Consider the following 13,114-nt stretch of genomic DNA (forward strand, 5'->3'; position numbering starts at 1 on the left):
GCGCCATGCGCACAGACCTGCTCAGATGGTCTAGCGTCAATCGTCGTGACCACCGCCGAACCGGCCCAGTTCCGTGAAGCGGTGGCGGCGATGAATGCCACCACCGTGCGACCGGAGATCGAGCTGGGCCCGATCCGCCCGCCGCAGCGGCTGGCACCGTTCAGCTACGCGCTGGGCGCCGAGGTCCGCCACCCCGAGACGGCAATCGTGCCGGAGCGCTCCGAAGGCGACGCGTTCGGCCGGCTGATCCTGCTGCACGACCCCGAGGGCGCGGAGGCCTGGGACGGCACGATGCGACTGGTCGCCTACATCCAGGCCGACCTCGATTCCAGCGAGGCGGTCGACCCGCTGCTGCCCGAGGTCGCGTGGAGTTGGCTCGTCGACGCGCTGGCCCAGCGCGAGGAGCACGTCACCGCGCTCGGTGGGACCGTCACCGCGACCACCTCGGTGCGCTACGGCGACATCTCCGGCCCGCCGCGCGCGCATCAACTCGAGCTGCGGGCGTCGTGGACGGCGACGACGCTGGATCTCGGGCCGCACGTCGAGGCGTTCTGCGAGGTGCTCGAGCACGCCGCCGGGCTGCCGCCGCAGGGTGTCACCGACCTGAGCTCCCGCACGCGCGCTTGACGATGGTCGACGACGAACACGCCGACTCCCCAGAGCTGGCCACCGAAACCGGCGATCCGGCCGAACCCGAGGCCACCCCGCTGCTCGCGCCCCGCGACGGGGTGCCCGATCTGTCGATCAGCGTCAGCGAGATCCGCCGGGCCGCGGAGTTCCTGGCGTCCGGGCACGGCCCGTTCGCGGTCGACGCCGAGCGGGCGTCGGGCTTCCGCTACTCCAACCGCGCCTACCTGATCCAGATCCGGCGTGAGGGCGCCGGCACCGTGCTGATCGACCCGGTCAGCCACGGCGCCGATCCGGTCACCGCGCTGGCGCCGGTGGCCGAGGTGCTGGCGACCGACGAGTGGGTGCTGCACGCCGCCGACCAGGACCTGCCGTGCCTGGCCGAACTCGGTATCCGGCCGCTGCGGCTCTACGACACCGAACTGGCGGGCCGGCTGGCCGGCTACGACAAGGTCAACCTCGCCGCGATGGTCCAGCGGCTGCTGGGGCTGCAGTTGATGAAGGGTCACGGCGCCGCGGACTGGTCGCAGCGGCCGCTGCCCGACGAATGGCTCAACTACGCGGCGCTCGACGTCGAGGTGCTGATCGATCTACGCAACGCGGTCGCCGCCGTGCTCGAGGAGCAGGGCAAAACCGACTGGGCGGCACAGGAATTCGAACACCTGCGAACCTTTGAGCCCTCGCCGACCCGCCGGGACCGGTGGCGACGCACGTCGGGCATCCACAAGGTCCGCGATCCGCGGGCGCTGGCCGCGGTGCGCGAACTGTGGACCGCCCGCGACCAGATCGCCCAGCGGCGCGACATCGCGCCGGGCCGGATCCTGCCGGACTCGGCGATCGTCAACGCCGCGACCACCGACCCCGACACGATCGAGAAGCTCACCGCGCTGCCGGTGTTCGGCGGCAACCGCCAGCGCCGCAGCGCGAAAGTGTGGCTGGACGCGCTGAACCGGGCGCGCACCACCGACGACCCGCCGAAGTCGCAGGAGCCGTCGAACGGACCCCCGCCCGCGTCAAGGTGGGCCCGGCGCAAACCTGAGGCCGCCGCTCGCCTGGAGGCCGCACGCGCCGCGCTCACCGAAGTGTCGCAACGGGTTTCGGTGCCGACCGAGAACCTCATCTCCCCCGACGTCGTGCGCCGGCTGTGCTGGGACTGGGAGCTGCGCGCCGACACCGATGACGTCGCCGCGACCGTCGACTCGTTCCTGGCCGAGGCGCGGGTGCGGCAGTGGCAGCGGGAGTTGACGGTGCCGGTGCTCGCCGAGGCGCTGCGCAACTCCGACGAGTCCTCCGGCGAGTCCTCCGGCGGGCAGACGTGAAATGCCCTGAAAGTGGCCGAAAATAGGACACTTTGCGACTGCTCGGCGTCAAATGGTGACGTGGGCGAAGAAGTGGGTGAGCACCTCGTCGGGCGCCTCGAGTTGCGGCCAGTGGCCGACGCGCTCCGACAGCATCACCACGTCGGCGTTCGGAATGACCTCGGCGTAGCGCCGGGCCATATGGGCGCCCGAGTTCGGGTCGACCGGGCCGTCGATCAGGCGCATCGGCACCGCGGTCTGCCGCATGGCGCGGACCCACCGGTTGCGGTGGGTGTAGCGGTCGCCGATGAAGCGGCCCACCTTGTGCAGCACCTTCTTGCCGTCGTTGTACTCGAGGATCTCGTGGAACCGGTCCATCAGTGCGCGTGACGGTTTGGTGTCGGGCCCGAACATCTCGTTGATGGTGGATTCGAGGATCCGGCGCGACAGCGGGCTGCCCTGCAGGGGGCTGAGCATGTCGCCCAACGAAGTTCCGGACATCAGCTTCTGCATCGTCCGCGGCGTGTAGGCCTCGTTGAACAGTCCGCCGTTGAGCCAGGTTATCGACTCGTACCGGACCGACCCGTAGCTGTGCTCACCGAATTCGCTGCGCGCCAACAACTCCTGACCCACCGAGTCGCCGAGGTCGTGGGCCAGCAGGTGACAGCGCTGCACTCCGAGGTGCTCGAGCAGCGCTTCGTGCATGTCGGCGTGGTCGGCAACGGAATAGCCGTAGGCCGGCGGTTTGGCCGAGAACCCCATCCCGATCATGTCCGGGGCGACGACCGTGAAGCGCTCGGTCAGCGACGGCCAAATCAGCGACCAGTCCCACGAGTTGAACGGGTAGCCGTGCACCGCCAGCAGCACGGGTGCGGTGCCGAGCGCCGGCCCGTCGACCCGGTAGAAGATCTCGAACCCCAGGTAGTCGAAGTACTGCCCGGCGGCCTTCCAGCGCTGCAACTCGGCGTCCATCGCCGCAGCCTAACCCGCGGCGACTCAGCTGAACTGTCGCGCCAGAAACGGCGTCGAGTCCGGCAGCGAGGCCAGCACGGTGCCGCTGTGGTCCTGCTCGGGATACACCTTCAGCGTCACGTCTTCGCCGTTGGCGGACAGCTGCTCGGAGAACCGCAGCGTCAACTCGGGCGGGACGTCGCGATCCCGCAGACCGACGCCGAGGAAGACCGGCCGGTCGTAGCCATCGGCCGGGATGCCCATGTACGCGTCGACAGCCTCGGTGGCGCCGGGCACCGACGTCAGCGGCGCGGTGAAGAACCCCGGCACGGTCATGTCGGCCAGCGCGGCGGGCACGACCATGTCCGGGCCCGCCTGTTTGACGATGTTCTCGACGTGGGCGGGGGTGCCGGTGGCAACGACCCCGCGGAAATCCAGGCCCGCGCCGGCGCTGAAGTCGGTGGCCCACCGCGCGGTCGCGACGGCCGCCGCCCCGCCCTGCGACTGGCCGACGACCGCCCACTTCGGCGACAGCGCCAACCCCATCCGGTGGGCCGCGATCACCGAATCCACCACGCCGCGCGCGGTGGTCACGCTGTTGAGGTAGCTCATCAGCCCCGGCGTGCCGAGGCCGGCGTAGTCGCTGGCGACCACCGCGTAACCCTGGTCGAGCCAGTGGGTCAGGTACTCGTCGTCGCGCTCGCTGCGCGGCCGGGCCGACGGTGTGCAGTCGTCGCCGAGGCCGACGGTGCCGTGCGCCCAGGCCACTACCGGCCATCCGCCAGGGGGCGACGGCGTTCTCGGCGTGAACACCACGCCGGTGCTGACCGCCGGGCGGTCGTGCTGGTCGACCGTGGCGTACAGGATGCGGTAGGCCGCCCCCGCACCGGTCACCGACAGCGCCGGGTCCAGCGGCACCGATTCGATCAGCGCGCCGGCGCCGTGCACCGGACCGTCGTAGTGACGGGCGTCCAGACCCGACCAGTCCGCCGCGTGCGCCACACCCGGACCCGCCGCGAAACCCACGCACAGTAGCGCGGTCATCAGAATACGAACGACGGCAACGGATTTCATTGCTCGACCCTATCGTTGGCCGCCTCAGCGTCGCCGCCGGCCTCAGACGAACAGGCGCGAACTGCCCCGGCCGGCGCGGAAATCGGCATAGCGTGAGCGGATGGCGGAGCAGGACGAGACCGAGCACGAAGAGGACCGGCAGCGGTTCGCCGACCGGGTGCTGAGCTTCGCCGAGGACGCGGTGTACTGGGCGATCGCCGTCGTGCTGCTCGCCGGGTCGGTGGCCCTGCTCGTCGCGCAGGTCAACACGATCATCCGCGGCCTGGGCAACAGCCCCACCAGCGCGGTGATGCTCGAAGTGCTCGACGGGCTGCTGCTGATCTTCATCTTCGTCGAACTGCTCTACGCTGTGCGCACCTCGCTGCGCTCACACGAGATCGTCGCCGAACCGTTCCTCATCGTCGGGATCCTGGCCTGCATCAAGGAAATCGTCGTGATGTCGGTCGAGGCAGCCAAGCTGGTGCCCAACGGCCCGGAATTCGCGCGCGCCATCGTGCAGGTCGGTGTCCTGGGCGCGCTGGTGCTGATCCTGACGCTGTCGATCTTCGTGCTGCGGGTGCAGCGCCACGGCGCCAGAGACGACGCCGCCGAGGTGGCCGACGAGAACTAGTCCAGGCGTTCGCTGACTTCGGGTTCGGTGACCGCCGCCCCCTGCGCGGCGACCCAGCCGGTGATCTGGCGCGCCACCGTGCGGTCGGTCAGGCCGACCTCGGCGAGCACCTCACCGCGCGACGCCTGCGCGAAGAACTCCTGCGGCAGCCCCACATCGCGGCACGGCACGTCGATCTCCCTGCGCCGCAACGCCGCCGACACCGCCGACCCGATGCCGCCGTTGACACCGTTGTCCTCGAGCGTGACGACCAGCCTGTGCCCGCGGGCCAGGTCGGCGATCACCTCGGGGACCGGAAGCACCCAGCGCGGGTCCACGACCGTGACGCCGATGCCCTGGTTGCGCAGCAGGTCGGCGACCGACATCGCCATCGCCGCGAACGGACCCACCGCGACGAGCAGCACGTCGTCGGACAGATTGTCGGCGGGCACGGCCAGCACGTCGACACCGTCGCGGCGTTCCAGTGCCGGGATGTCCTCGCCGACATCGCCTTTGGGAAACCGGATCGCGGTCGGCCCGTCGTTGACGTCGAGCGCTTCGCCGAGTTCCTCGCGCAGCCGGGCGCCGTCACGCGGTGCGGCGACCCGCATACCGGGCACGATGCCCAGCATCGACAGGTCCCACATGCCGTTGTGGCTGGCGCCGTCGGGACCGGTGACGCCGGACCGGTCCAGCACCATCGTCACCGGCAGCTTGTGCAGCGCGACGTCCATCATCACCTGGTCGAACGCCCGGTTCAGGAACGTCGAGTAGATCGCGACGACCGGATGCAGCCCGCCCATCGCCAGACCGGCCGCCGAGGTCATCGCGTGCTGTTCGGCGATGCCGACGTCGAAGAACCGGTCGGGGAACCGCTGACGGAACGCCGTGAGCCCGGTCGGACCGGGCATCGCGGCGGTGATCGCCACCACGTCGCGGCGCCGGGCGGCCTGCGCGATCAGCGCGTCGGAGAACGTCGACGTCCAGCCGGGGCCGGGCACCGTGGTGGCCAGACCGGTCTCGGGGTCGATGACGCCGCAGGCGTGCATCTGGTCGGCCTCGTCGTTCTCCGCGGGCGCGTACCCCATGCCCTTGCGGGTGACGACGTGCACGATCACCGGCATGTTGAAGCCGCGCGCGTGCCGCAGCGCCGACTCGACCGCCTGCTCGTCGTGCCCGTCGATCGGCCCGACGTACTTCAGACCCAGATCGGTGAACATCACCTGCGGCGACAGGGCGTCCTTGATGCCGGCCTTGATCGAGTGCATGCACTGGTAGCAGAACTCGCCGATGACCGGGACCCCGCGCACCGCCTTGCGGCCCTCTTCGAGGACGCGCTCATACCCCGGCTGCAGCCGCAGGCCGGCCAGGTGCTCGGCGAACCCGCCGATCGTGGGTGCGTAGCTGCGGCCGTTGTCGTTGACGACGATCACGACCGGGCGCCGGGCGGCGGCGATGTTGTTCAGCGCCTCCCAGCACATGCCGCCGGTCAACGCGCCGTCACCGACGACGGCGACCACGTGCCGGTTGCGGTGCCCGTTCAGCTCGAAGGCCTTGGCCAGCCCGTCGGCGTAGGACAGCGCGGCGCTGGCGTGGCTGGATTCGACCCAGTCGTGCTCGCTCTCCTCGCGCGACGGATAGCCCGACAGCCCGCCCTTCTTGCGCAGGGTGTCGAACTCGTGGCTGCGCCCGGTCAGCATCTTGTGCACATAGGACTGGTGTCCGGTGTCGAAGATGATCGGGTCGTGCGGCGAGTCGAAGACGCGGTGCAGCGCCAAGCTGAGCTCGACGACCCCGAGGTTGGGGCCGAGATGCCCGCCGGTTGCAGCGACCTTGTGGATCAGAAATTCACGGATCTCGCGCGCCAGGTCGCTCAGCTGCGACTGCGTAAGGTGCTGCAGATCAGCGGGTCCGCGGATCTGTTCAAGCATTCCGTCAGTCTACGCACGCCCGTCGTAGTCAGTCCTGCCGAGCTTGGTAGATGTCGGGCACACCGTCGTGGTCGGCGTCGGCGGTCTCCTGCTCCCATATTGCCCGGTAGCGCCGGTTGCGCAGCCGCAACAGGACGGCCGCCAGCACCGCCGACACCAGCGATCCGGTCAGCACACCGATCTTCACGAATTCGTCACGTTCTGAACCCAGGCCGTACGCCAGGTCGCCGATGAGCAGGGACACCGTGAACCCGATCCCGGCGAGCACCGCGATGCCGAACACGTCGATCCACCGGACCGCGTCGTCGAGGTTGGCCCTGGTGAAACCCGCCAGGAGCCGTGTCGTGAGGAAGATGCCGACGGGTTTGCCGACCACCAGCCCGAGCACGATCCCGAGCGTGATCGGATCGGACAGCGCCCGGGTGAACCCGTCGAGACCGCCGATGGCGACCCCGGCGGCGAAGAACGCGAACACCGGCACCGCCACCCCCGCCGACAGCGGGCGGATGCGGTGCTCGAACTGTTCGGCCAGGCCGGGCCCGGCGTCCGGGCCGCCGGCCGCCTCGGACCGCCGCACGGGTACCGCGAAGCCGAGCAGCACGCCCGCGACCGTCGCGTGGACACCGGATTCGTGCATGAGCACCCAGGTGGCCACCGCCAGCGGGACCAGCAGCCACCACGCCCGGATCCTGCGCTGCACGCAGAACACGAACAGCGCGAGCGGCACCAGTGTCGCCGCGAGTGCCCACACGTTGATGTCCTCGGTGTAGAACACCGCGATCACCAGCACCGCGAGCAGGTCGTCGACCACCGCCAGGGTCAGCAGGAAGATCCGCAGCGCGGCCGGCAGGTGGGTGGAGATGACGGCCAGCACCGCGACCGCGAACGCGATGTCGGTCGCCGTCGGGATCGCCCAGCCGCGGGTGGCGCCGTCGCCCACGGGCAGGGTGACCGCGACGAAGATCAGGGCCGGCACCACCATGCCGCCGACGGCGGCGGCGATCGGCAGCACCGCGCGGGCGGGGTCTCGCAGATCACCGGCGACGAACTCGCGTTTGAGTTCGAGTCCGACGACGAAGAAGAACACCGCGAGCAGCCCGTCGGCCGCCCACGTCCCGAGCGTGAGCGTCAGGTGAAGTCCGAACGGCTCGCCGCCGACCTCCAGGTCGCGCAGCGCGAAATAGGTTTCCGACCACGGCGAGTTGGCCCAGATCAGGGCCACTGCAGCAGCGACCAGCAGCACCGCGCCGCCGACGGTTTCTTTGCGCAGGACCTCCGAGACGCGGCTGGCTTCGGCCCAGGTGCCGCGGGAGAAAAACGCCCGGGTACCGGTCCGGCGGCGCGGCTTGGCAGTCACAGCGGGTCCCAACCTCCGGGTCGACGAATCAGACGCCGACCAGACTTCCCGGCACACCTGAGGGCAACCCTATTGCACGGTCGACGGTCGCGCTGACCGTCCGGGTTCAGACCGCGACCCGGCGCGGTCGGTCCGAACCGGGCCAGATGTACTCCAGATCGTCGGGCACGTCGGCGAAGAACCTGCGGTAGTGGCCGGGGTCCTTGCGCACCAGCACCGACTGGTGGCTGCGGTGAAACGCCTCGTCGCCCAGCCAGAACGGCAACTCCCCCGCCGCGGCCAGTTCGTCCTGGGAGCGCGGGGTGCCGATGCCGGTGTGCGCCGTCAGATCGGTGACCATCGTCGTCGCGCAGGTGTCGGCATGCCCCAGCAGGCACCAGGCCGCGCAGATGTCGAGCCCGTAGCGGACCAGCGCCTCCTCGTAGCCCGCCCACATCGCCGCGGCCGGGTGGTGGCGCCACCCGTAGCCGGGCACGGTCAGCGCCCGCACGACCTGGATGGTCTCGACGCGCTGCTTGCCGAGCCGCTTGGGATCGAGGACGCGCGCGGTCTCGTCGAACCGCGGGCAGGGCAGAAATGTCTGCATCCCTCGCGGAATACCCGTTCTGTGCGTTGACTCTGCGCTCCGGACGGGATTTCGGCCAGAAACACGGACTCACCGCAGAGTCAACGACTCAAGAGCGCGATGCACTCCACGTGATGGGTCAGCGGGAACGAGTCGAACACCCGCAACTCCTCGACGTCGTAGCCGTGCCCGCGGTAGAGCCCGACGTCACGGGCGAACGACGCGGCCTCACAGCCGATGTGGATCACCCGCGGCACCCCGGCCGCCGCGAGCAGGTCGATCACCTCGCGTCCGGCACCGGTGCGCGGCGGGTCGAGCACCGCGACGTCGGCGCGGCGGCGGCGGCCGGTCAGCGCCCGTCGCACCGAGTCGGTGACCACCGACACACAACCCAGGTCGGCCAGCGCGGCCCGCGCTGCCCGCGCCGAGCCGCGCGAGGTGTCGACGGTGACGACCTCACCGGTGTCGCCGACCGCCTCGGCCAGTACGGCCGCGAAAACGCCTGCGCCGCCGTACAAGTCCCACGCCGTCATCCCGTCGCTCAGCTGCGCCCAGCCCGCCACCAGCTCGCTGTAGACACGCGCAGCCTCACGGTGCGCCTGCCAGAACGCGGTGACCGGCACCCGCCACGTGCGCCCGCCGACCCGCTGCACCGCCTCGTACCCGCCCTCGATCACCTGGGTGGGCGCCTTGCGCGCCTTCCTGTTCGCCGGCTGCGGACCGGACTGGACGACGTTTCGCCGACCGTCGTCGTCGAGCGCGACATGCAGCTGCGCCCCCGGCGGCCAGGTGCGCGCGTCGAGCCCGTCGAGCATTCCGGCCGGCAGTTGCGCGCAGGACAGGTCGGTGACCAGCTCGGCGCTGTGGAAGCGGTGGAATCCGGCCCGCCCGTCGGCGGTGGTGTCCAACCGCACGCGGGTGCGCCAGCCGGTGGCCGCACCGTCGCCGACCGGTTCGGCGCTGGCGGCGGATTCGTCGCGCCAGTCGTAACCGCCGAGCCGCGACAGCTGATTGGCGACAACCTGACCCTTGAGCCGGCGCACCGCATCGGGCGTCGCGAACGCCATGTCGCAGCAGCCGGCGCCGTGCACACCGGCGATCGGGCAGATCGAGGCGACCCGGTCGGGCGAGGGCTCGAGCACCTCGACGGTGTCGGCATGCCAGTACGATCCGCGGTCGCTGACCACCCGGGCGCGCACGGTCTCCCCCGGTAACGCGTAGCGCACGAACACCACCCGGCCCTCGTGACGGGCCACGCAGCTACCTCCATTGGCGGGCGGCCCGACGGTCAGCGTCAGCTCGGACATCACTCGAGGAAGCCTCTGCGCGCGTCGCCGGGCGCCGACTGCGGCTGCAGCTTCTTGAGCCGCTCCGACGAATTCAATTGCCACGGAACGGAAGTCACCATGACGTTCGGCTCGAACAGCAGCCGGCCCTTGAGCCGCAGCGCGCTCTGGTTGTGCAGGATCTGCTCCCACCAGTGCCCGACCACGTACTCCGGAATGAACACCGTGACGACGGTGCGCGGAGACTCCTTGCTGATCCGTTTGACGTAATCGAGTACCGGGCGGGTGATCTCGCGGTACGGCGAGGCGATGACCTTGAGCGGGACGCTGATGTCGCTGTTCTCCCACTTGTGCACCAGCGCGCGGGTCTCACCGTCGTCGACGCTGACGGTGATCGCCTCCAGCATGTCGGGGCGGGTGGCCCTGGCGTAGGCCAGCGCCCGCAGGGTCGGCAGATGCAGTTTGGAGACCAGCACGACGGCGTGGTTGCGGCTCGGCAGCACCATGTCGGTGTCGTCGGCGGCCTGCTCCTCCAGTTCACGCGCCACGGTGTCGTAGTGCTTGCGGATCAGCTTCATGATGACGAACATTCCGGCCATCGCCAGGATCGCGATCCACGCGCCGGCAACGAATTTGGTGACCACCACGATGACCAGGACGGTACCGGTGCACGCGCAGCCGATCGCGTTGATCACCCGCGAACGCGCCATCCGGCTGCGGATCACGGCGTCGGTCTCGGTGCGCAGCAGCCGCGTCCAGTGCCGCACCATACCGACCTGGCTGAGCGTGAACGAGACGAACACACCGACGATGTAGAGCTGGATGAGCGCGGTGACCTCGGCGCGGAACGCCACGACGAACGCGATCGCCGCGAACGCCAGAAACAGGATGCCGTTGGAGAACGCCAGCCGGTCCCCGCGGGTGTGCAGTTGGCGCGGCAGATACCGGTCCTGCGCGAGAATCGAACCCAGCACGGGGAAACCGTTGAACGCGGTGTTGGCCGCCAGCACGAGGATCAGCGCGGTGACACCGGCGATCAGGAACAGCCCGATCGTAAAGTCACCGAACACCGCGTCGGCCAGCTGCGCGATCAAAGTCTTCTGGTGGTAGTCCGGCGGCGCGCCGACCAGTTGCTCGTGCGGACGCTCGGCGATCTTCACGCCGGTTTCCTTGGCCAACATGATGATTCCCATGAACAAGGTGACCGCGATCAAACCGAGCAGCGCCAGCGTCGTCGCGGCGTTGCGCGACTTGGGCTTGCGGAACGCCGGCACCCCGTTGCTGATCGCCTCCACCCCGGTCAGCGCCGCGCTGCCCGACGAGAACGCGCGGGCGACCAGGAAGACCAACGCGAAGCCGAGAATCTCCCCGTGCTCGGAATGCATTTCGAAACCGGCGGATTCGGCCGCCAACTGCTCGTCGAGCACGAAGATCTGAAAGAACCCCCACCCGAGCATCGCCACCATGCCGATCACGAACGCGTAGGTGGGGATCGCGAACGCGATGCCCGACTCCCGGATCCCGCGCAGGTTCATCGAGGCCAGCAGCAGGATCGCGATCACCGCGAACAGCACCTTGTGGTGGTTGATGAACGGCACCGCCGAGCCGATGTTCGACATCGCCGACGACATCGACACCGCGACCGTGAGCACGTAGTCGACCAGCAGCGCGCTGGCCACCGTCAATCCCGCGGTCGGCCCCAGGTTGGTGGTGACCACCTCGTAGTCGCCGCCGCCGGACGGGTAGGCGTGCACGTTCTGCCGGTAGCTGGCGATGACGATCACCATCACCCCGGCCACGGCCAGGCCGATCCACGGTGTCATCGAGTACGCGGCCAGCCCGGCCACCGACAGCACCAGGAAGATCTCCTCCGGCGCGTAGGCCACCGACGACAGCGCGTCGGAGGCGAACACCGGAAGGGCGATGCGTTTGGGCAGCAGCGTGTGCGAAAGCTTGTCGCTGCGGAACGGCCTGCCTAGAACCAACCGCCGCGCGACGGTGGAAAGCTTGGACACGAGAGCCAAGAGTAAGCCCGAAGGCAGATAACCGTCAGAAAGCTGTAGCGTTCCGACTGCGCGGGTTCGACAGGAAGGACCGTGGAGTGCGTGTAGTGGTGATGGGCTGCGGCCGGGTGGGCGCGTCGCTCTCGGACAGCCTGGCCCGGATCGGCCACGACGTCGCGGTCATCGACCGCGACAGCACCGCCTTCCACCGGCTCTCGCCGGAGTTCTCCGGCGAGCGGGTCCTCGGGATGGGGTTTGACCGCGACGTGTTGCTGCGGGCCGGCATCGAGGAGGCCGGCGCGTTCGCCGCGGTGTCTTCGGGTGACAACTCGAACATCATCTCGGCGCGGGTGGCCCGCGAGACCTTCGGCGTGGAGCGCGTGGTCGCCCGCATCTACGACGCCAAACGCGCGGCGGTCTACGAACGGCTGGGCATCCCGACCGTGGCGACGGTGCCGTGGACCACCGACCGCCTGCTCAATGTGCTGACCCGCGAGACCGAGACCGCCAAGTGGCGCGACCCGACCGGCAATGTCGGGGTGACCGAACTGGCGATCCACGAGTCGTGGGTGGGACGGCGGATCACCGACCTGGAGGCGGCCACCGGCGGGCGGGTGGCGTTCCTGATCCGGTTCGGCGCCGGCCTGCTGCCCGACGCCAAGACCGTCATCCAGGCCAGCGATCAGGTGTTCCTGGCCGCGATCGCCGGACACATCGCCGAAGCGCTGGCCATCGCGGCGCTGCCGCCCGGCGAGGACTTCGAGGCATGAAAGTCGCGATCGCCGGGGCCGGTGCCGTCGGCCGGTCCATCGCCCGCGAACTCGTCGACGCCCACGACGTGACACTGCTGGAACGCAACCCCGACCACATCGACGTCGACGCGATCCCGGCCGCGCAGTGGCGCCTGGGCGACGCGTGCGAGCTGACCGTGCTGGAGTCCATCGGTCTCGAACAGTTCGACGTGGTGATCGCCGCGACCGGCGACGACAAGGTCAACGTCGTGGTCAGCCTGCTGGCCAAGACCGAGTTCGCGGTGTCGCGGGTGGTGGCCCGCGTCAACGACCCGCGCAACGAGTGGCTGTTCGACGAGAACTGGGGCGTCGACGTCGCGGTGTCGACACCGCGGATGCTGGCCTCACTGGTCGAGGAGGCGGTCGCGGTCGGGGATCTGGTGCGGCTGATGGAGTTTCGCAAGGGCCAGGCCAACCTGGTCGAGATCACGCTGCCCGACGACACGCCGTGGGGCGGCAAGCCGGTCAAGCGGCTCGAACTGCCCCGCGACTGCGCGCTGGTGACGATCCTGCGGGGCGCGCGGGTGATCGTGCCCGAATCCGACGAGCCGCTCGAAGGCGGCGACGAGTTGTTGTTCGTGGCGGTCTCCGAGGTCGAGGACCAACTGCAGGAACTGCTGCTGCACCCGCAGCAGCGCTGAG

At 69.7% G+C, this 13,114-nt stretch carries 12 protein-coding genes; 5 read left to right on the plus strand and 7 right to left on the minus strand.

What is annotated here, in order from left to right:
• Nucleotides 1–90 precede the first annotated feature (90 nt).
• Together BHQ18_RS24410 and BHQ18_RS24415 are read left to right on the plus strand one after the other, a co-directional pair.
• Nucleotides 91–627 (plus strand): DUF3000 domain-containing protein, encoded by a 537-nt coding sequence (locus tag BHQ18_RS24410; protein ID WP_234794302.1) that lies wholly within the window; start codon nt 91–93, stop codon nt 625–627.
• Nucleotides 628–629: 2 nt separating this feature from the next.
• Complete coding sequence (locus BHQ18_RS24415; protein WP_069416235.1) at nt 630–1,946, plus strand: ribonuclease D; 1,317 nt, start codon at nt 630–632, stop codon at nt 1,944–1,946.
• A 48-nt stretch (nt 1,947–1,994) separates the two neighbouring features.
• Here the strand turns inward: BHQ18_RS24415 and BHQ18_RS24420 are convergent, their stop codons facing one another.
• Entirely contained in the window at nt 1,995–2,897 is a 903-nt protein-coding gene (locus BHQ18_RS24420; protein WP_069416236.1) for an alpha/beta fold hydrolase, read from the minus strand.
• Between the two features lie 24 nt (nt 2,898–2,921).
• Nucleotides 2,922–3,950, minus strand: coding sequence for an alpha/beta hydrolase family protein (locus BHQ18_RS24425; RefSeq protein ID WP_205866184.1), 1,029 nt, complete (start codon nt 3,948–3,950; stop codon nt 2,922–2,924).
• A 100-nt stretch (nt 3,951–4,050) separates the two neighbouring features.
• Between BHQ18_RS24425 and BHQ18_RS24430 the strand changes: the two genes are divergently transcribed.
• Nucleotides 4,051–4,560 carry a phosphate-starvation-inducible PsiE family protein gene (locus tag BHQ18_RS24430; RefSeq protein WP_069416238.1) on the plus strand — a complete coding sequence of 170 codons (510 nt, stop codon included), beginning with the start codon at nt 4,051–4,053 and terminating at the stop codon, nt 4,558–4,560.
• On the opposite strand, the gene dxs is transcribed toward BHQ18_RS24430, so the two are convergent.
• From dxs to BHQ18_RS24455, 5 genes are all read right to left on the minus strand, one after another.
• The gene (gene dxs, locus BHQ18_RS24435) at nt 4,557–6,470 is read right to left on the minus strand and encodes a 1-deoxy-D-xylulose-5-phosphate synthase (RefSeq protein WP_069416239.1); all 1,914 of its coding nucleotides are present in this window, start codon (nt 6,468–6,470) and stop codon (nt 4,557–4,559) included. The two genes, BHQ18_RS24430 and dxs, sit on opposite strands and share 4 nt — an antisense overlap.
• A gap of 28 nt (nt 6,471–6,498) precedes the next feature.
• Nucleotides 6,499–7,827 carry a Na+/H+ antiporter NhaA gene (gene nhaA, locus BHQ18_RS24440; protein WP_069416240.1) on the minus strand — a complete coding sequence of 443 codons (1,329 nt, stop codon included), beginning with the start codon at nt 7,825–7,827 and terminating at the stop codon, nt 6,499–6,501.
• A 106-nt stretch (nt 7,828–7,933) separates the two neighbouring features.
• Nucleotides 7,934–8,413: an MSMEG_6728 family protein gene (locus BHQ18_RS24445; RefSeq protein WP_069416241.1), complete on the minus strand. Its 480-nt coding sequence runs from the start codon at nt 8,411–8,413 to the stop codon at nt 7,934–7,936.
• Between the two features lie 80 nt (nt 8,414–8,493).
• Nucleotides 8,494–9,699, minus strand: a complete 1,206-nt coding sequence (locus BHQ18_RS24450) for a class I SAM-dependent RNA methyltransferase (RefSeq protein ID WP_069416242.1) — start codon at nt 9,697–9,699, stop codon at nt 8,494–8,496.
• Nucleotides 9,699–11,702, minus strand: a complete 2,004-nt coding sequence (locus tag BHQ18_RS24455) for an APC family permease (protein ID WP_205866185.1) — start codon at nt 11,700–11,702, stop codon at nt 9,699–9,701. Before BHQ18_RS24455 ends, BHQ18_RS24450 begins: the two co-directional genes overlap by 1 nt.
• A gap of 77 nt (nt 11,703–11,779) precedes the next feature.
• On the opposite strand from BHQ18_RS24455, the gene BHQ18_RS24460 reads away from it, so the two are divergent.
• Both BHQ18_RS24460 and BHQ18_RS24465 read left to right on the plus strand, forming a co-directional pair.
• Complete coding sequence (locus BHQ18_RS24460; protein WP_084294325.1) at nt 11,780–12,451, plus strand: potassium channel family protein; 672 nt, start codon at nt 11,780–11,782, stop codon at nt 12,449–12,451.
• The gene (locus BHQ18_RS24465; protein ID WP_069416244.1) at nt 12,448–13,113 is read left to right on the plus strand and encodes a potassium channel family protein; all 666 of its coding nucleotides are present in this window, start codon (nt 12,448–12,450) and stop codon (nt 13,111–13,113) included. The genes BHQ18_RS24460 and BHQ18_RS24465 overlap by 4 nt, the downstream gene beginning before the upstream one ends.
• The last annotated feature ends 1 nt before the right edge of the window (nt 13,114 follow it).

The organism is Mycolicibacterium flavescens (assembly GCF_001722335.1).
Classification (GTDB): Bacteria; Actinomycetota; Actinomycetes; order Mycobacteriales; family Mycobacteriaceae; genus Mycobacterium; species Mycobacterium flavescens.

Bases quoted from the DNA above. Each gene is read 5' to 3' on its own strand.
- BHQ18_RS24425 (WP_205866184.1), bottom strand. From the start codon at position 3,950: ATGAAATCCGTTGCCGTCGTTCGTATTCTGATGACCGCGCTACTGTGC.
- BHQ18_RS24410 (WP_234794302.1), top strand. From the start codon at position 91: ATGAATGCCACCACCGTGCGACCGGAGATCGAGCTGGGCCCGATCCGC.
- BHQ18_RS24415 (WP_069416235.1), top strand. From the start codon at position 630: ATGGTCGACGACGAACACGCCGACTCCCCAGAGCTGGCCACCGAAACC.
- BHQ18_RS24430 (WP_069416238.1), top strand. From the start codon at position 4,051: ATGGCGGAGCAGGACGAGACCGAGCACGAAGAGGACCGGCAGCGGTTC.
- BHQ18_RS24450 (WP_069416242.1), bottom strand. From the start codon at position 9,699: ATGTCCGAGCTGACGCTGACCGTCGGGCCGCCCGCCAATGGAGGTAGC.
- BHQ18_RS24420 (WP_069416236.1), bottom strand. From the start codon at position 2,897: ATGGACGCCGAGTTGCAGCGCTGGAAGGCCGCCGGGCAGTACTTCGAC.
- dxs (WP_069416239.1), bottom strand. From the start codon at position 6,470: ATGCTTGAACAGATCCGCGGACCCGCTGATCTGCAGCACCTTACGCAG.
- BHQ18_RS24445 (WP_069416241.1), bottom strand. From the start codon at position 8,413: ATGCAGACATTTCTGCCCTGCCCGCGGTTCGACGAGACCGCGCGCGTC.
- BHQ18_RS24465 (WP_069416244.1), top strand. From the start codon at position 12,448: ATGAAAGTCGCGATCGCCGGGGCCGGTGCCGTCGGCCGGTCCATCGCC.